Below are 17,865 nucleotides of genomic sequence, written 5' to 3'. Positions count from 1 at the left end.
CTTGGCCCCACACCCGCCCGAGCCGCACGGGCCCGCCGGGGCCGGACCGGCGCTAGCCCTCGGCGCCGGTCCGGGCACTGGGCTGGTACTCCCCGGCCGCCCCGGCCGTGCCGCGGGGCTCGTGCAGGGTATCGCCGGCCTGGTCCATGCCCACCCAGGGTTCGGTCGGCGCCAGCGTACGGGCACCGGGACGCGGTGCGTAGCGCTCCTGCTCCAGGGCCTTCACCAAACCGAGCAGCATCGCCACCATCACTAACGAAAAGGGCAGCCCCGCCAGAATGACCGCCGCCTGCAGCGTCTCCAGCCCACCGGCCACCAGGAGCACCGCCGTCAGCAGGGCCAGCACCACGCCCCAGAGGATCCGGTGCCCGGTGGGCGGATCGGTGTCCCCATTGGCCAGGAGCGTGTTGATGACCAGGGTGCCGGCATTGGCGGAGGTGATCAGATAGGTGGCGATCAGGACCGTGACCAGCACCCCCGCCGCCTGCCCCAGAAGGCCCAATTGCATCCCCTCGATGGTGTGGAAGATGGCCACCGAGACATCCTGACTCACCGCCGCAACCACGCCACCGTCGCCGAACAGCTCCTGGTGCAGGGCGGTGCCGCCGAACAGCCCGATCCAGACGAAGGTGATCACCGTGGGCATCAGCAGCACCCCGAGCATGAACTCGCGCACCGTGCGCCCGCGGGAGATGCGGGCGATGAACATGCCCACGAAGGGCGACCAGGCAATCCACCAGCCCCAGAAGAAGACTGTCCACTCCGCCTGCCAGCCGGTGTCCTTGTTGGCGTGGGTGTAGAAGGTCATGGCCAGCAGGTTCTGCAGGTACTCGCCGGTGGACTCGATGGTCAGCGCAAACAGGTAGTGGGTGGGGCCGAAGATCAGGAAAAAGAGCACAATGACCACACTCAGCCAGAAGTTGGCCTCGGAGAGCAGCCGAACCCCGCGCTTCACCCCGGAGACCACCGACGCCGTGGCGATGAACATGATCACCGCGGTGACCCCCAGTTGCAGGGTGAGCGTGGTGTCCAGTCCGAAGAGCTGGCCCAGTCCGGTGTTCATCTGCTGCACCCCCAACCCCAGGGTCGTCGCGATGCCGAAGACCGTGCCGAACACCGCCAGGCTGTCCACCAGATCACCGATCGGGCCGTGGATACGGTGCCCCAGGAAGGGGTAGAGGGCCGAGCGGACGGTCAACGGCAGGCTGTGACGGAAACTGAAATAGGCCAGCACCAGCCCCACCAGCCCGAAGATCGCCCACCCCGGGAGCCCCCAGTGAAAGAAGGTCAGGCGCATAGCCACTGCCGCCGACTCGGGGCTGCCGTCGGCAGCGAAGGGGTTGGAGTCGAAGTGCATGATGGGCTCGGCGATGCTCCAGAAGATGATCCCCACCCCCGTTCCGGCCGCAAACAGCATGGCCACCCAGGAGAAGGTGGTGAACTCCGGCCGCTCGGTATCGCCACCCAGGCGCACATTCTTGTACCGGCCCACGCCCAGCCACAGGCAAAAGACGAAGAACACCGCCACCAGCACCACGTAGTACCATTCCAGGAAGGGGTTCAGGGTCTCACGCGCCGTGCTGATGGCAGCGGCGGATTGCTCCGTCCAGCCGGCGCCGAGGATGACCGAGACCAGCATGACCACCACCGTCACCACGGTGACCGTTGGGTTCATCCCCTTGAGCAATCCGGATTTCGCCTGTACTGCCATGGTCGCTTTATCCTTCGGGTTGGCTGTGTCAGGGGGCGCGCAAGCCCCGCGCGTGGTAGGGTAACCGGTCAATGAGGCTGGCCACCACAAACCGGACACCGGGAGGCCATGGAACCGCTTACCCTACTGCTGGCTCTGCTGAGTATCGCCCAGGCCGTGGTCGGTCCGATCGCCGCCGGCCACGCCCTGCTCAACAAACGCGAGCCCTCCGTGGCCATGGCGTGGATCGCCGTCTGCCTGGCCTTCCCGGTAGCCGGCCCGCTGATCTACTTTTTCTTCGGCATCAACCGGGTACGCACCCGTGCCCGCAAGCTGCTCTCGCCGGGCGCCGAGGTGCCGGACGTTCCGGCGGCACACGCCTCCCCCTGCCCGGCCGGCGGTGCGGCCAGTTGTTCCGAACTGGTCCGCAGCGCCGATGCCATCACCGGACGGATGCTCTACCAGGGCAACCACCTGGAAGCCCTGCAGAACGGCGAGCAGGCCTATCCGCGCATGCTGCAGGCCATTGACCAGGCCCGCCACCGGCTCTATCTCAGCACCTACATCTTTAACAACAGCCCCACCGGCCGGCGCTTCGTCCGGGCCCTGGCCCACGCCCACCGGCGCGGGGTCGATGTGCGGGTGCTGGTGGACGGCTTCGGCGAGTGGTACACCTTCCCCCACCTCCCCCGGATCAGCCGCCTGCTCTACCGTCAGGGTATTCCCCACGCCCGCTTCCTCGCGCCCCGACTCCTGCCCCCGGAGATCTACGTCAATCTGCGCAACCACCGCAAACTGCTGGTGGCCGACGGCGAGACGGCCTTCACCGGCGGCATGAACATCAGCGAGCACCACCTCACCGGCGTTGGGGCCGGCCGCCGCCCGGTGCAGGATCTGCATTTCCGGGTCACCGGCCCGGTGGTGGCCAACCTGGAGCAGGTCTTTCTGGAGGACTGGGCCTTCGCCACCGGCAGTGAACAGAGCGTGCCCCCCGTCCCGCTTCAGCCCCAGGGCCAGGCGGCCTGCCGCGCCATTGTCGACGGCCCCAATGAAGATCTGGACCGGCTGTTGATGATTATGGTGGCGGCCATCAGCGCCGCGCGGGAGTCCGTATGGATCATGACCCCCTATTTCCTGCCCCCCCGCCCCCTCACCACCGCCCTGCAGGCGGCGGCGCTTCGGGGCGTAGAGGTGAATATCCTGCTCCCCCGGCGCAGCAACCTGCCTTACGTGGACTGGGCCAGTCGCCACATGCTCTGGGAGCTGCTTCACTGGGGGGTGAAGGTCTGGTATCAGCCGGCACCGTTTAACCATACCAAACTGTTAATCATCGATGAGCATTACACCCACATCGGCTCCGCCAATCTGGACCCGCGCAGCCTGCGGCTGAACTTTGAGCTCACCCTGGAGACGCACGATCGCAGCTTTGCCGGGCAGATGGTGGCACACTGCCGGGAGACCCAGCACAGGAGCGAGCCCGCCGACGCCGCGCAACTACATGAGCGCACTCTGCCGGTGAAGGCCCGGGATGCCCTGTTCTGGCTGCTGAGCCCTTATCTGTGACCGGACCGCTGGAATGACCATGCCCACCACAACCACCGCCCCCCTGGATCAACTCCGTGACTGCCTCGGCGCCGAGGCGGTGATCGGCCCCGGCCCCGCCATGGCACCCTACCTGCGCGAGTGGCGCGGCCGCTTTCCCGGCGCGGCGCTCTGCGTGCTGCGCCCGGATTCCACCGAGGCGGTGAGCCGCGCCGTGCGCTGCTGCGCCGAACTCGGCCTGGCCATTGTCCCCCAGTCCGGCAACACCGGCCTGGTGGGGGGCGGGGCCCCGCAAAGCGAGCAAGGGCAGGTGGTACTGAGCCTGGAGCGGATGGACCGGGTCCGCGCCATCGACCCGGAGAACAACACCCTCACCGTGGAGGCGGGCTGCCGGCTGGTGGACGTCCAGCAGGCCGCCGCCGGGGCCGACCGCCTCTTCCCTCTGAGCCTGCCCTCGGAGGCGCAGTGCCGCATCGGCGGCAATCTGGGCAGCAATGCCGGCGGCACCAACGTGCTGCGTTACGGCAATGCCCGCGAACTCACCCTGGGCCTGGAGGTGGTGCTCGCCGATGGCCGCGTCTGGGACGGTCTGCGCGGACTGCGCAAAGACAACAGCGGGTTGGACCTGCGCGATCTGTTCATCGGCAGCGAAGGCACCCTGGGCATCATCACCGCCGCCGTGTTCCGCCTCTTCCCCCGGCCCCGGGACATTCAGACGGCCCTGGTGGCGGTCACCGACCCGCGCCGGGCCATTGCCCTATTGCGCCGCCTGCAGGCGGACAGCGGTGACACCGTCACCGCCTGCGAGCTGATGAGCGCCCTCGCCTTCCGATTGGGCCGGGAGGAGGCCGGCGCCCCCCCGGCACGACTGCCGGAGGATGCCCCCTGGTATCTGCTGGTGGAGCTGGCCAGCCCCAGCCCCCGGGCCGGGCTGCGGGCGGCGCTGAGCGAAAGCCTGGCCACTGCCCGGGAGCAGGGCGAGGTGCTGGACGCGGTGCTGGCCGCGGATGCCCAGGACGGGCGGCGCCTGTGGGCCATACGCGAGGGCATCCCGGGCGGTCAGAGCCGCGCTGGCGCCAGCATCAAGCACGATATCGCCGTCGCCACCTCGCGCCTCCCGGACTTTCTGACCGCCGCGGAGGCACGGATCCGCGCCGAGGATCCGAGGGTGCGCCTTTGCACCTTCGGCCACGTGGGCGACGGCAACCTGCATTTCAACCTCAGCCAGCCCGAAGGCGAGGCCCCGGAGGTCTTTCTCGCCCGGTGGGATCACTACAACGAACTGATCCATGAGTTGGTGACCGAGATGGGCGGCTCCATCGCTGCCGAGCACGGCGTGGGCCTGCTCAAGGCCGATGCCCTGCGCCGCCATAAGTCGCCGGTGGAACTGGACCTGATGCGCAGCATCAAGCGCGCGCTGGACCCGGATCAGCGGCTCAATCCCGGCAAGCTGATTCCCGGCGATGAGCGCTAAGGCCCTGCAACTCGGTGTGCCCGCCCTGGTCGCCGGCCTGCTGTACCTCGCCGGCACCGCCTGGGTCGGCGACCGGGAACACTGGGTGCCGATCAGCCCCTATCCCGGCGAACACTTCATGGCCCTCACCACCGCCCCTGACGGGCGCCTGTTCGCCGGGGCCCAATCCGGCGCCGTGCTGGAACGTGACCCGGGCGGTCCGTGGCGCCTGCACAATACCGGCCTGCCCGCGATCACCTGGCTGCTGCCGGACGGTGATGGGCTGCTGGCCGGAACCATCCGAGGGGTGTACGCCTCGCCGGACGGGCGCCAGTGGGCACCGGTGGAGCGGGGTCTGCCGGAGGGGCTGTGGGTGCTGCAGTTCGAGCCTCTGCCGGACGGCCTGCGCCTGCTTAGCCCCGACCAGGGGCTCTACCGGCGGGATGACCAGGGGCGTTGGCACGCCGACCACAGCCGCGGGCTGCCGGCGGGGGTCCACATCTATCACTACGCCCGGGATACCCAGGGCGGGGACCACGTGGGGACGGTGGCGGAAGGCGCCTATTACCGGCCAGACCCGGGGGCCGACTGGCGTCCCAACAGCGAGGGTCTGCACCGCCATGCCCGTGGATTCTCCCTGCTCCGCCGGGAGGGTGGCATCATCCTGGGCAGCGACCGCGGCGCCTGGTGGCAGTCCCAACCCGGGGAACGCTGGCAGGCCCTGGGCACCGGACGGCATGGCTTCCGGGTGCTCGATCTGGCCGCGGACGCCCGTGGCCGGGTCTGGGCGGCCAGCGACGAGGGGATTTGGGTCGCCGACGAGAGCAATCGCGACGGCCGGCCGACACCCTGGCGCAGTGTCCCCATGCGCGACGAGGGCCCACAGGCGCCGGTCAGCCGTTTTCACATCGACGGTGATCAGCACCTGGCCGCCGCGGGCGCCATCTACCAATTGGAGCGGGACCGCGGCTGGCAGGTCCCTATCCTGGTGATGGCCATCCTCGCCGGGGTCATGACCTGGGCTATGATGCACGTGCCGGCGGTGACCGGCCGGCGACCACCGCCGAACCACCCCTGAGCCACGATCGATAGGGACACCCTGCTGTGATGAGATTGCCCACCCGACTGTTGCCCCTGCTCGCCGCCCTGCTGCTGCTCAGCGCCTGCGCCAACGGTGGGGACGGGCCGGCGCCGGCGTCCACGGCGCCCGGCGACGGCGCCACCGGGGACGCCGGTACCGCGACCGAGGCCACCGATTGGGACGAGGATTGGGCCGCCTGGGAGGGCGAACCCCGCACCCGGGATCCGCTGGAGCGCTACAACCGCGTGGTGTTCGCCTTCAACGACTTCTTCGACCGCACCGTGGCCCGTCCGGTGGCCCGCGGTTACGTCAGGGCCGTGCCGGAGCCGGGACGGAACCGGATCACGAACTTCTTTGCCAACCTGGGTGAACCGGTCAACGTGGTAAACCACGGGCTGCAGGGCAACGCCGGGGCCGCCACCGAGGGCACCTTGCGCTTCCTGTTCAATTCCACCTTCGGCCTGCTGGGGCTGTTCGACGTCGCCGGCGGGCTAGGCCTGGAGCGCCAGCGGACCGACTTTGGCCTCACCCTGGGCACCTGGGGTCTGGACACCGGCCCCTACCTGGTCCTGCCCTTCCTCGGGCCCAGCAACATCCGCGACGCCACGGGGTTGGGCGTCCAGTACCTGACCCGGGAGTATACCGGCCCCACCCATTGGACAGACCAGGAGCGCGACGTGCGCTGGACCCTGGCCGCCGTGGACATCATCGACACCCGGGCCCGCCTGCTGCCCGCCACCCGGATCATGGAAGAGTCGGGGGCCGACCCCTATGTCTTCATGCGCGAGGCCTACCAGCAGCAACGTGCGGGGCGTCTGACCGGGCGGGACGACGAGTGGGACGACGAATGGGATGACGAGTGGTCCGATGAATGGGACGAGGAGTGGGACGAAGGTGACGGCGACTGGGACTGAAGCCGACCGGCGCATGGGGTACACTTTCCGGTAAGGGCATGAGGTCGTAGGCGCTCGGCGCCGGGAGGTTCCCATGCTGCAGGTGCCACCGCTGGTGGACCCGGTGCGCAACGCCGCCAAACCGCGCACGCCACCCACCATAGAAAGCATCCTGCCGGTCAGCCCCTACCCGGTGGTTCACCCCCGGCAGCAGGAGGACACCGGCGAGGAACGTCGCGAGCACCGGCCGCTCACCGCCGGGTCGCGCCCGCGGCGGGCCGGTGCGCCCACGGACAGCGCCGTCCGCCGTGACCAGCGCACCGACGATCAGGCGCCGGCGGCACCACGCGACCGCCCCTCCCTGGGGATCGATGAATACGCCTGACCGCAATGCCATGCTCCACACCCTCACCCTCGGCCTAATCGCCCTGGTGCTGTTGGCGGTCGCAGCGCCGACCGAGGCCAGCATGCGCTGCGGCGCCCGCCTGGTCACCACCGGGGATCGGGACTACGACGTGCGCTCCGCCTGCGGCGAGCCCGATCACCGCAGCATGGTTTGGTCCAGCTATCTGCCGGCACGGGGCTGGATCGCCGAAGAGGAGGTCTGGTATTACAACCTCGGGCCGCAGCGCCTGATGCGCGTACTGCGGTTCCGCCACGGCCGCCTGCGCCAGATCGAGACCGCCGGTTACGGCTTCAATCCGGACAGCCCGGGCAGTTGCCGGCCGCGCGATCTGCGCGCGGGCATGAGCGAGTTGGAGTTGGTGGCCCGCTGCGGCGAGCCCGACTCGCTGACCATCCGCCGCCGGGCCGGATCCAGCCCGCCACGGGCTCCTTGGTACGGCGGCCCGGAACGCATCGTTGAGGAATGGCTCTATGACTTCGGCCCCCAGCATTTCTACCGCCTGGTAATCCTGCACCGAGGCGAGGTGGAACGTGTCGAACGGGGCGAACGCCACGGCAACTGAACGCCCATGGGACCACGGGAGCTTTTCGTCTACGGCACGCTGATCCACGGCGCCCCGGACCCCACCGTGCGGGAGGCCATGGATCGCTATGCGCTCATGGGGCCGCGGGCCTGGGTCCGCGGCGAACTACTGGACCTGGGCCCCTATCCCGGGGCCATCCCGGCCACCCGCAGCGACAGCCGAATCGAAGGCCGGATCGTCACCCTGTTGCAGCCGAAACGCCTGCTGCCGCTGCTGGACGACTACGAGGGGGCGACCCCGCATCGGCCGGAGGCCGGCCTGTACCGGCGCGAAGTGGTGCGGGCGCGGCCCGGGAAGGGCCCGCCACGACCGGTCTGGATCTACTGGCTGAATCGCGTGCCACGTAACGCGGTGCGGCTGCCCGACGGCCGTTGGCCCGCCTAAGCACCCGCCCCCCGCCTCAGGCGCCCAACCATACCGGCAACTGCCGATCCACCAGCAGGGCGGCAAACAACCCGAAGAGGTAGATGATCGAGAAGCGGAAGGACCGCATCGGCAGGCGTGGCCCGGGTGTCAGCAGCAGCCGCACGTTCAACATCAGGTACCAGCCACCCAGGCCCACCGCCGCCGCCAGGTACAGCCACCCGCCCATGAAAGTGGCCCAGGGCAGCAGGCTGACCGCCAGCAACAGCACGGTGTACAGCAGGATCTGCCAACGGGTGAAGCGCTCACCGTAGACCACCGGCAGCATGGGCACGTCCGCACGCTCATAGTCCTTCAACCGGGCCACCGCCAGGGCCCAGAAGTGGGGCGGCGTCCAGACGAAGACAATGAGGAACAACAGCAGGGCATGGGCATCGACACTGCCGGTCACCGCCGTCCAGCCCAACAGCGGGGGCGCTGCGCCGGCGGCCCCGCCGATCACGATGTTCTGCGGCGTAGCGCGCTTGAGGTAAAGGGTGTAGACCAGGGCATAACCGATCAATGAGGCGAAGGTGAGCGCCGCGGTCAGCGGATTTATCCACAGCGCCAGCATCCCCAGCCCGGCCACCCCGAGCAAGGACGAAAAGCCCAGCACCTGTAGCGGTCGCAGGTGGCCGGAGGGCAGCGGTCGGCGGCGGGTGCGCGCCATGATGGCGTCGATGCGTTGATCCGCCAAGTGGTTCAGGGCCGCCGCGGAGCCGGCGGCCAGGGCAATCCCCAGGCTGCCCACGGTCAACGCCACCCAGGGCACCTGCCCCGGACTGGCCAGAAACATCCCGACGATGGCGGTGAAGACCATCAACACCACCACCCGCGGCTTGGTCAGGGTGAGGTAGTCCCGCCAATGGACCCACACCCCACCCGCGGGGGTCACAACGTCCTGCACACTCTCTGCCCGACTCTTCATGGCGATACCCCTAACCGGATGGCTGCTCCAGGACCGCACCGCCGGCAGGGGCCGGCGACGACCGGGAGCGGCCCCCCACCGCCGCAGCCTCGGCGGTGGGGGCGAAAAGCAGATGGGTCACGTGCACCGTCGCCAACAGTAGCAACGCAGCGCCCGCCGTATGCGCCGCCGCCAGCCCTAGGGGCAGGGACAGCAGCACATTGGCCGCCCCCAGCGCAAACTGGGCCAGGGTCAGTGCCAACAGCAGCCAGGCCCCACGGCGCAGCGCACGGTGGGAACTGGCGCGCAACAGGCCAATGGCAAACGCCACCACCAGGCCCACCACCACCACCGCGCCGATCCGGTGGCTCAGCTGAATGGCCACCCGCGCCGGGTTGTCCAGGATGCCGAACTCGTAATTGACGCCCAGGCCCCGCCAGAGCACGAAGGCCTCGGCGAAATCGGCCCGCGGCCACCAAGAACCGTTACAGGTGGGGAAATCGGTACAGGCCAGCGCGGCATAATTAGCGCTCACCCAGCCGCCCAGGGCAACCTGCCCCACCACGGCGGCCAGCACCACCAGTGCACCCGCCCGCATCGCAGGTCCGGCCGCCGGCGCGCCGGCGGCCAGGCCGACCCGGCGGCTGCGCAGGTAGGTCCACCAGAGCAACGCGAGCACCGCGAGCCCCCCCAACAGGTGGGCCACCACCACGATGGGCTTCAACTGCCAGGTGACGGTCCAGGCCCCGAGGACCGACTGGAAGAGCACCACAAACACCACCGCCACAGGCAGGGCCACGGGCTGCCACGGGTCCTGGCGACGGCGCCAAGCGAGCACCGCCAGCGCCAGGATCATCAAGCCCAGCAGGCCGGCCACGTAGCGATGGGCCATCTCCCACCACCCCTTGGCCACCTCCACCGGCCGTTCGGGAAAGGCCAGATTGGCCTGACTGATCGCCGGCTCACTCTGCGGCACCACCAGCCGACCGTAGCAGCCGGGCCAGTCCGGGCAACCCAGGCCGGCGTCCATCAGCCGCACGGTGGCCCCGAGCACCACCACCATGAAGGTCCAGACGGTGAGCAGCAGCGCCAGGCGCTGAAACGCGCGAGCCCCCATCACACCCCCTCCTCGCGGCGGCGCTCCGCCTCCCGGTCCGACGCGCGCAGCAGTCGGCGAACGTCCGAAAGGACACCGCTGCCGTCCAACGGCAGGGGGTACACCATCATCCGCTCGCCGGCGGGGTCGACCAGGTGGACCCGTAAGCCGGAGGGGCCTGCCTCGTCGCCGGTGGCCATCCCCTCATCCCCCCGGTGACGCAGCAGGCTCAGGCTTTCGCTCTCCCCCAAGCCGTTGAGGGCCGGCCGCTCAGCAGCCTCCGGAAGCACCAGCAGGGTCTGAACCCGGTCGGCATCATGGTTGAGGGCGATCCGCACCCGCACCAGGGTATCGAGCACGGACTGGCAGGCCTCATCGCAGGGCCCGTCCACCACCAGCATCATGCTCCAGCGCCCGCGCAGCGCCTGCGCCGGAAGCGCACTGCCATCCTCCCGGGCGAGCGCGGCCACCGCCACCGGTTCCGGCGGACTGACGAACTCGCCATGGTTACCCAGGCTGTCCGGGCGCCAGTCGCTAACCACCAGCAGCCAGGCAACGGCGATCGGCAGGAAGAAGAGCAGCGCGATCGCCACCAACTGCCAGCGCCCGCGCCCGCGCGGCGGGCTCTCGACCTTACGCTCTGTCATCGCGCTCCCGTTTCAGATTCACCACCAGCCAGATCACCACCAGCGCCAACCCCAGCCCGAACCACTGCAGGGCGTAACCACGATGCCGCTCCGGAGGCAGCACGGTGGGGCTCCAGTCCTGGATCAGGGCCGCCGGATGCTCCGGGCTGAGCCGCAACAGGTAGGGCACCACCGGGCGGTCCAGCTCCCCGGCCACGTAATCGTAGTCCAGATACTGCAGTCGGCGGGGCCAGCGAGCGTGCTCCTCGGCCGGTTCGCCGAGACGCAGACCCACCGACGGCCCGCTGTCGATCACCCCTTCCACCAGCACACCCCAGGAGGGCCACTCCGGTGCGGGCAGTTCCGAACGCGCCTCGGCCGCCTCCACCCAACCACGATCCACCAGTAACACGGTCTCGCTGCCGGAAAGCCGGAAGGGCTGCAGCACCCGGTAGCCGTGACGCCCCTGATGCACCTGGTTGTCCACCAGGAACACCCGGTCCACCACCGGTTCCCCGGTGGCCTGGCCCCGGTGGTGGCGGACGGTGTCATAGGCCGGCTGCTCGCGATCCAGCTGCACCACCGGCGCCCGTTCGCCCTCGGCCAGGGCATCCACCGCGGCCTGACGCTGATCGGCCCGGTCCAACTGCCAGAAGCCAAGGCCGAGAAGCACCGGCAGCAGCAGCAGGAAAGCCACCGTCGGCCAGAGCCCGGGCCGAAACCGGTAGCGCCCGACCTGCAGCCCGTGCATCAGCGGTGGCGCGGGCGAGGCCATGATTTCCTATAATGGCGGTCTGATTTCGATGCCACGGAGCGCAACCCCATCATGGCCACCGTCATCTTCAAGGGTCTCGTCGTCCTCGCCCTGCTCGCCATCATCTGGAACCTGGGCGCGGCCGCCGTCGCCCTCAGCCGGGACGGCAGTGACCAGCGGCGCGTGGTGCGCGCCCTGACTTGGCGCATCGGGCTCTCGGTGGTGGTCTTCGTGCTGGTGCTGGTGGCCATCGCCAGCGGGCTGGTGGTGCCCAACCCCTCGCCCCTGCACGTCGGCTGACCCGTCACCGTCACCCTCCCGCCGTCACAGGACGTAGACGAAGATAAAGAGCAGCAGCCAGACCACATCCACAAAGTGCCAGTACCAGGCCGCCGCCTCGAAGCCAAAGTGGTCATCGGCACTGAAGTGCCGTTTGAGCACCCGCACCAGCATCACCGCCAGCATCAGCGCTCCGATAAAGACGTGGAGGCCGTGGAAGCCGGTGAGCATGAAGAAGGTCGAGCCGTAGATCCCGGTGTCCAGCCGCAGGTTCAGGTCCTGGTAGGCGTGGACGTACTCGTACATCTGAATGCCCAGGAAGAGCGTCCCCAGGAGAATGGTGGCCACCAGCCCCCACACCACGCGCTGATGGTGGTCCTCCTTGATGGCGTGGTGGGCAATGGTGAGGGTCACGCCGCTGGTGAGGAGGATGGCGGTATTGAGCGCCGGCAACCCCCAGGCACCCATCACCTGGAAGTCCAGGTCCAGAAAGCCCGGCCCGGCGGTGGGCCAACTCAGTACCACCGAATCCCAGATGAACTGGCTGGTCGCCGGGTCATCCCCTCCGAGCCACGGGATGGAGAACACCCGGGCGTAGAACAGGGCCCCGAAAAAGGCCCCGAAAAACATCACTTCCGAGAAGATGAACCAGATCATCCCCCAGCGGAAGGAGCGCTCCATCTGGTCGTTGTAGAGCCCCTGGCGCTTCTCCCGGATCACGTCACCGAACCAGCCGATCATCATCAGGATGATGATGACCACCCCCGCCAGCGACAGCGGCAGGCCCCAGCCCGCCCCCACCAGGAAGGCGGCAAAGCCCGCCACCAAGGCCATCACCCCGGCGCAGCCGACCATCGGCCAGTAGCTAGTGTGTGGGACGTAATACCCCCCGTGCGCGCTACTCATGGGCTTGTACTCCTCTTTATTCGATGCCCCATCAGCCGTCGCTCCCCAAATCGAACAGCGTGTAGGAGAGCGTGACCGTATTCACCTCTTCCGGGAGATCCGGGTCGATGAAAAAGGTGACCGGCATCTTGCGCCCCTCCTCGGCCGCAAACTCCTGGCGGGTGAAGCAGAAGCAATCGGGCTTGGCAAAGTAGCGGGCCGCGGTACCCGGCGTCATGTTGTAACTGGCCTGGCCCGCCCGCGCGCTGCCGGTCTTGTTCGCCGCGTAGTAGGTGGTGGTGTAGATCTCGCCGGGGTGGACCTGCATGCTCCGCTCGGAGGGCCGGAACTCCCACGGCCCGTTGCCATTGATCTGGCCGACGAATTGCACAGTGACCTTGCGGCTGGTATCCACCCGGTCCACCGCGGCGGCGGCGGCCCGTGGCCCGGCGTCCAGGTAGCCGTTAAGGCCAGTGATCTCACAGACCACCCGGTAGATCGGCACCATGGCGTAGCCGAAGGCGAACATCAGAGCGCAAACCACCAACAGCTTGGTGACCAGGGGCCAGTGCCGAATCTGTTCACGCACGTACATGGCTGATAACCGTATACAGGTAGAGTCCGAAGGCCACCGCCGCCAGGATCGCCACCGAGATGAAGACCCGGCGGCGGGTGGCCCTGTCCATCCGCCGACGTTGCTGGTTCACGCGCCCTCCCGCATGGGTGTCCAGGCCGTGGTTCATTTGATCACCGGCGGCTTGGAGAACGTGTGGTGCGGGGCCGGCGAGGGCAGCTCCCACTCCAGCCCCTCGGCCCCTTCCCAGGAGCGGGCCGGGGCCGGCTCACCCTGGCCGCGCATGCACTTGATGACGATATACAGGAACAGCAGTTGGCTGACGCCGAAGGCGAAGCCCCCGATGGAGGAGATCATGTTCCACTCGGCGAACTGCAGGGCGTAATCGGCGGTGCGCCGCGGCATGCCGGCCAGCCCCAGGAAGTGCTGCGGGAAGAAGAGCACGTTCACCGAGACCACCGACAGCCAGAAGTGCACCTTGCCCAGGAACTCGTCGTACATCACCCCCGTCCACTTGGGAATCCAGTAGTAGACGGCGGCGAAGATGGCAAACACCGAGCCGGTGACCAGCACGTAGTGGAAGTGCGCCACCACAAAGTAGGTATCGTGGTACTGGAAGTCCGCCGGGGCGATGGCCAGCATGATCCCGGAGAGCCCGCCGATGGTGAACAGCACCACGAAGGCGATGCTGAACAGCATGGGGGTCTCGAAGGTCATGGCGCCCCGCCACATGGTGGCCACCCAGTTGAACACCTTCACCCCGGTGGGCACCGCGATCAGCATGGTGGCGTACATGAAGAACAGCACACCGGCCGTGGGCATTCCCACCGTGAACATGTGGTGCGCCCAGACGATGAACGACAGGAAGGCGATGGCGGCGGTCGCGTAGACCATGGAGGCATAGCCGAACAGCGGCTTGCGGGCGAAGGCCGGGATGATCGCCGAAACGATGCCGAAGGCCGGCAGGATCATGATGTAGACCTCGGGGTGCCCGAAGAACCAGAAGATGTGCTGGTACATTACCGGGTCACCGCCGCCGGCGGCCGAGAAGAAGCTGGTGCCGAAGTAGGCGTCGGTGAGCAGCATGGTCACCGCACCGGCCAGCACCGGCATCACCGCGATCAGCAGGAAGGCGGTGATCAGCCAAGTCCAGACGAACAGGGGCATCTTCATCAGCGTCATCCCCGGCGCCCGCAGGTTGAGGATGGTGACGATGATGTTTATGGCGCCCATGATGGAGGACAGCCCGGCCACGTGGATGGCGAAGATCAGGAAGGGCAGGGCCATGCCCGTCTGCAGCGATAAGGGCGGGTAGAGCGTCCACCCCGAAGCGGGGCCGCCGCCGGGCATGATCAGGGTTGCCAGCAACATCAGGAAGGCGAACGGCAGCAGCCAGAAGCTCCAGTTGTTCATCCGCGGCAGCGCCATGTCCGGCGCCCCGATCTGCATCGGGATCAACCAGTTGGCCAAGCCCACGAAGGCCGGCATGACCGCCCCGAAGATCATCACCAGGGCGTGCATGGTGGTCATCTGGTTGAAAAAGTGCGGGTCCACCAGGCTCAGGCCGGGCTGAAACAGCTCGGCGCGGATGACCATGGCCATGGCCCCACCGACAAAGAACATGGTCAGAGAGAAGACCAGGTAGAGGGTGCCGATGTCCTTGTGACTGGTGGTCAGGACCCAGCGGTCAAGAAACCCCTGGGGCTTGTGGTTGTCGTAGTCCAGTTCGGAGACCGTGATACTCATTTAGCGCTCCCCCCCGCGAGCCTCGGGCACGGTCGCCCTGGGCATGTCATCGTTCAGATTGGCCAGCAGGCCCATCACGGTGGCCTCACCCAGCCGCGGCACCTCCGGCAGCCCGGGGGCCGCCAGCTGCTCCCCGCCGGCGCCGTTGACCTGCTCGTCCACCCAGGCCAGGTAGTCCTCCTCCTCCTTCACCACCACCACGATGGGCATGAAGGCGTGGTCGCGGCCGCAGAGCTCGGCACACTGGCCGCGGTAGGTACCCGGTTCGTCCACCTGCACCCAGGCCTCGTTGACAAAGCCGGGGATGGTGTCCTTCTTCCAACCGAACTCCGGCACCCACCAGGAGTGAATCACGTCGTTGGAGGTCAGCAGGAAGCGCACCCGCTTGCCGACCGGCAGCACCAGCGGGTTGTCCACCTCCAGCAGGTAATTGTCCACATCCGCGGGGGAGAGGCCGTTGGCGCGGATACGCGCCAGCCGCGTGTCGCGATCCATGCTGCTGTAGAAGGCCGTGCCCTCGGCATCACCGTCCATGTACTCGTAGTGCCAGAGCCATTGGTATCCGGTGACCTTGACGGTCAGGTCGTAGTCGGAGACATCCTCCATGTCCAGCAGCGTCTTGGTGGCGGGCACTGCCATGACGATGAGGATGACGAAGGGGATGATGGTCCAGACCACCTCGAGCCGGGTGCTGTGCGAGAACTGGGACGGTTTGACCCCGCGCGACTTCCGGTGGGTGAGGATCGAATAGAAGATCGCCCCGAAGACCACCACCCCGATCGCCACACAGATCCAGAACACCAGCATGTGCAGGTCGTAGACATCCTGGCTGAGGGCTGTGGGCCCGCGCGGCATATTGAGTGCAGAAAAACCGCCCAACGCGGCCGAACTGAAGGCACTCAGCCCGACACCGCACAGCAAGAGAGCTGCTTTCATCCTCCGACCCCCTCCGGGTGTTGTTGCCCTACCGGCCTTATGATTGATGTGGTTTGGCAGCCGGTGGCGACACGGTTCCGTTGACCGTACGACAATACCCGACCCTCATGTCAGGCATTTTCCTGAAGCATAGCCCAGGAATGTGCGGAGTAAAGGGCAAAGATAAGACGCGGTTTCCCTTTGTGGGCCACGCCTTGGGGGTGGGATCAGAGGGCAGAGAGGAGGGGCTCGATGTCCAGGCGGGCGGCCACCGCCGACGGGTCCCACCGGTCCATCCAGGGCAGGTCGCCCAGCAGGGGGGCCTGCAGCCGCTGGCGCAGCGCCCCCACCTGGGCATCGCTGCGCCCATCGTCCGGGTCCACGCGGTTGGCCACCCAACCCGCCAGGGGCAGGCCGTCGCGGCGCACCGCCTCGGCGGTCAGCAGCGCGTGGTTCAGGCAACCGAGCCGGATACCGACCACCAGCACCACCGGCACATCCATGGCGAGGGCGAGATCAGCCATGGTGTGGTGGTCATCCAGAGGCACCCGCCACCCCCCGGCGCCCTCCACCACCACGAAGTCCGAGGCCTGGGCAAAGGCACGGGCCTGGGCGGCGAGATTCGCCACCGGGATATGAATGCCCTCCTCCGCCGCCGCCAGGTGGGGCGCCGCCGCGGCCCGCAACGCCACCGGGTTGACCTTGTCGTAGGGCAGTGGCGGATCGAACAGCCGTCGAAGCAGCTCGGCGTCTTCGTTGCGCAGCCCCTCAGGCGTCTCCTCACAGCCCGCCGAGACCGGCTTCAGCGCCACCGTCTCCAACCCCCGGTCCAGCGCCGCCCGCACCAGCCCGCAGGCGACCACCGTCTTACCGATACCGGTATCGGTACCGGTGACAAAGGCCCCGCAGGGGCGCGGCTCTTCCGGGTGATATCGACTCATTCGCGATGCTCCTCGTGACCACACCCATTTCAACACGGCGGCCACCGGCTGTCATGGCCCTCCCACGTGATCAACGGGAGGGGCCCCTTGCCCCACCGTCATGACGAGGGTCAAATGCCTTCCCGCCCCCATCATGGCGAGGGCCGAAGGCCTTCCCCACCGTCATCGCGAGGGCCGAAGGCCCGTGGCGATCCAGGGCGGTAGACTGCCGCGTCGGCTTCGCCTCCTCGCAGTGACGGGGGCGACGGCGCCCCCACCGTCATCGCGAGGGCCGAAGGCCCGTGGCGATCCAGAGCGGTGGACTGCCACGTCGGCTTCGCCTCCTCGCAGTGACGGGGGCGACGGCGCCCCCCCGTCATCGCGAGGGCCGAAGGCCCGTGGCGATCCAGGGCGGTGGACTGCCGCGTCGGCTTCGCCTCCTCGCAGTGACGGGGGCGGCGGCGCCCCCACCGTCATCGCGAGGGCCGACGGCCCGTGGCGATCCAGGGCGGTAGACTGCCGCGTCGGCTTCGCCTCCTCGCAGTGACGGGGGCGGCGGCGCCCCCACCGTCATCGCGAGGGCCGACGGCCCGTGGCGATCCAGGGCGGTAGACTGCCGCGTCGGCTTCGCCTCCTCGCAGTGACGGGGGCGGCGGCGCCCCCACCGTCATCGCGAGGGCCGAAGGCCCGTGGCGATCCAGGGCGGTAGACTGCCGCGTCGGCTTCGCCTCCTCGCAGTGACGGGGGCGGCGGCGCCCCCACCGTCATCGCGAGGGCCGAAGGCCCGTGGCGATCCAGGGCGGTAGACTGCCGCGTCGGCTTCGCCTCCTCGCAGTGACGGGGGCGACGACGCCCCCCCGTCATCGCGAGGGCCGAAGGCCCGTGGCGATCCAGGGCGGTAGACTGCCACGTCGGCTTCGCCTCCTCGCAGTGACGGGGGCGACGACGCCCCCCCGTCATCGCGAGGGCCGAAGGCCCGTGGCGATCCAGGGCGGTAGACTGCCACGTCGGCTTCGCCTCCTCGCAGTGACGGGGGCGACGGCGCCCCCCCGTCATCGCGAGGGCCGAAGGCCCGTGGCGATCCAGAGCGGTGGACTGCCACGTCGGCTTCGC

19 protein-coding genes are annotated in these 17,865 nt (G+C 68.4%); 8 read left to right on the top strand and 11 right to left on the bottom strand.

What is annotated here, in order from left to right; translation table 11 throughout:
• Positions 1-52: 52 nt before the first annotated feature.
• Positions 53-1,711 carry a BCCT family transporter gene (locus MLG_RS01550; protein ID WP_011628060.1) on the bottom strand — a complete coding sequence of 553 codons (1,659 nt, stop codon included), beginning with the start codon at positions 1,709-1,711 and terminating at the stop codon, positions 53-55.
• A gap of 108 nt (positions 1,712-1,819) precedes the next feature.
• Between MLG_RS01550 and MLG_RS01545 the strand changes: the two genes are divergently transcribed.
• From MLG_RS01545 to MLG_RS01515, 7 genes are all read left to right on the top strand, one after another.
• A complete protein-coding gene (locus tag MLG_RS01545) occupies positions 1,820-3,253 on the top strand; it encodes a phospholipase D-like domain-containing protein (RefSeq protein ID WP_011628059.1) in 1,434 nt (477 codons plus the stop codon).
• 19 nt (positions 3,254-3,272) lie between these two features.
• Entirely contained in the window at positions 3,273-4,706 is a 1,434-nt protein-coding gene (locus MLG_RS01540; RefSeq protein WP_041718183.1) for an FAD-binding oxidoreductase, read from the top strand.
• Positions 4,696-5,763: a ligand-binding sensor domain-containing protein gene (locus MLG_RS01535; protein ID WP_011628057.1), complete on the top strand. Its 1,068-nt coding sequence runs from the start codon at positions 4,696-4,698 to the stop codon at positions 5,761-5,763. Before MLG_RS01540 ends, MLG_RS01535 begins: the two co-directional genes overlap by 11 nt.
• A 29-nt stretch (positions 5,764-5,792) precedes the next feature.
• Positions 5,793-6,680: an MlaA family lipoprotein gene (locus MLG_RS01530; protein ID WP_011628056.1), complete on the top strand. Its 888-nt coding sequence runs from the start codon at positions 5,793-5,795 to the stop codon at positions 6,678-6,680.
• Between the two features lie 73 nt (positions 6,681-6,753).
• Positions 6,754-7,044 (top strand): hypothetical protein, encoded by a 291-nt coding sequence (locus MLG_RS01525; RefSeq protein WP_011628055.1) that lies wholly within the window; start codon positions 6,754-6,756, stop codon positions 7,042-7,044.
• A complete protein-coding gene (locus tag MLG_RS01520; protein ID WP_011628054.1) occupies positions 7,031-7,627 on the top strand; it encodes a DUF2845 domain-containing protein in 597 nt (198 codons plus the stop codon). Before MLG_RS01525 ends, MLG_RS01520 begins: the two co-directional genes overlap by 14 nt.
• Positions 7,628-7,633: 6 nt before the next feature.
• Positions 7,634-8,032 (top strand): gamma-glutamylcyclotransferase family protein, encoded by a 399-nt coding sequence (locus MLG_RS01515; RefSeq protein WP_011628053.1) that lies wholly within the window; start codon positions 7,634-7,636, stop codon positions 8,030-8,032.
• 16 nt (positions 8,033-8,048) lie between these two features.
• On the opposite strand, the gene cyoE is transcribed toward MLG_RS01515, so the two are convergent.
• From cyoE to MLG_RS01495, 4 genes are read right to left on the bottom strand one after another with little or no spacing between them, the layout of a single operon-like run.
• Positions 8,049-8,978, bottom strand: coding sequence for a heme o synthase (gene cyoE / locus MLG_RS01510; protein WP_011628052.1), 930 nt, complete (start codon positions 8,976-8,978; stop codon positions 8,049-8,051).
• 10 nt (positions 8,979-8,988) lie between these two features.
• The gene (locus MLG_RS01505) at positions 8,989-10,074 is read right to left on the bottom strand and encodes a COX15/CtaA family protein (protein ID WP_011628051.1); all 1,086 of its coding nucleotides are present in this window, start codon (positions 10,072-10,074) and stop codon (positions 8,989-8,991) included.
• Positions 10,074-10,700, bottom strand: a complete 627-nt coding sequence (locus MLG_RS01500; protein WP_011628050.1) for a hypothetical protein — start codon at positions 10,698-10,700, stop codon at positions 10,074-10,076. The genes MLG_RS01505 and MLG_RS01500 overlap by 1 nt, the downstream gene beginning before the upstream one ends.
• Complete coding sequence (locus MLG_RS01495; protein ID WP_011628049.1) at positions 10,687-11,454, bottom strand: SURF1 family protein; 768 nt, start codon at positions 11,452-11,454, stop codon at positions 10,687-10,689. The genes MLG_RS01500 and MLG_RS01495 overlap by 14 nt, the downstream gene beginning before the upstream one ends.
• A gap of 51 nt (positions 11,455-11,505) precedes the next feature.
• Here MLG_RS01495 and MLG_RS01490 point away from each other — a divergent pair, with 51 nt between their 5' ends.
• Entirely contained in the window at positions 11,506-11,733 is a 228-nt protein-coding gene (locus tag MLG_RS01490; RefSeq protein ID WP_011628048.1) for a twin transmembrane helix small protein, read from the top strand.
• A gap of 24 nt (positions 11,734-11,757) precedes the next feature.
• Here MLG_RS01490 and MLG_RS01485 read toward each other — a convergent pair whose 3' ends face one another.
• From MLG_RS01485 to bioD, 6 genes are all read right to left on the bottom strand, one after another.
• A complete protein-coding gene (locus MLG_RS01485; protein WP_011628047.1) occupies positions 11,758-12,618 on the bottom strand; it encodes a cytochrome c oxidase subunit 3 in 861 nt (286 codons plus the stop codon).
• A 31-nt stretch (positions 12,619-12,649) separates the two neighbouring features.
• On the bottom strand, positions 12,650-13,192 hold the full coding sequence (locus tag MLG_RS01480; protein WP_011628046.1) for a cytochrome c oxidase assembly protein: 543 nt from the start codon (positions 13,190-13,192) through the stop codon (positions 12,650-12,652).
• The gene (locus MLG_RS15800) at positions 13,179-13,304 is read right to left on the bottom strand and encodes a hypothetical protein (RefSeq protein ID WP_269490049.1); all 126 of its coding nucleotides are present in this window, start codon (positions 13,302-13,304) and stop codon (positions 13,179-13,181) included. The genes MLG_RS01480 and MLG_RS15800 overlap by 14 nt, the downstream gene beginning before the upstream one ends.
• A gap of 32 nt (positions 13,305-13,336) precedes the next feature.
• Positions 13,337-14,917 carry a cytochrome c oxidase subunit I gene (ctaD, locus tag MLG_RS01475; RefSeq protein WP_011628045.1) on the bottom strand — a complete coding sequence of 527 codons (1,581 nt, stop codon included), beginning with the start codon at positions 14,915-14,917 and terminating at the stop codon, positions 13,337-13,339.
• Entirely contained in the window at positions 14,918-15,853 is a 936-nt protein-coding gene (coxB, locus tag MLG_RS01470) for a cytochrome c oxidase subunit II (protein ID WP_011628044.1), read from the bottom strand. It lies immediately after the preceding gene.
• Positions 15,854-16,059: 206 nt separating this feature from the next.
• Complete coding sequence (gene bioD / locus MLG_RS01465) at positions 16,060-16,773, bottom strand: dethiobiotin synthase (RefSeq protein WP_011628043.1); 714 nt, start codon at positions 16,771-16,773, stop codon at positions 16,060-16,062.
• Positions 16,774-17,865 lie beyond the last annotated feature (1,092 nt).

This window comes from Alkalilimnicola ehrlichii MLHE-1, from assembly GCF_000014785.1.
Classification (GTDB): Bacteria; Pseudomonadota; Gammaproteobacteria; order Nitrococcales; family Halorhodospiraceae; genus Alkalilimnicola; species Alkalilimnicola ehrlichii.
The sequence above is the reverse complement of the archived record's forward strand: the minus strand, read 5'-3'. Positions and strand labels throughout refer to the sequence as shown.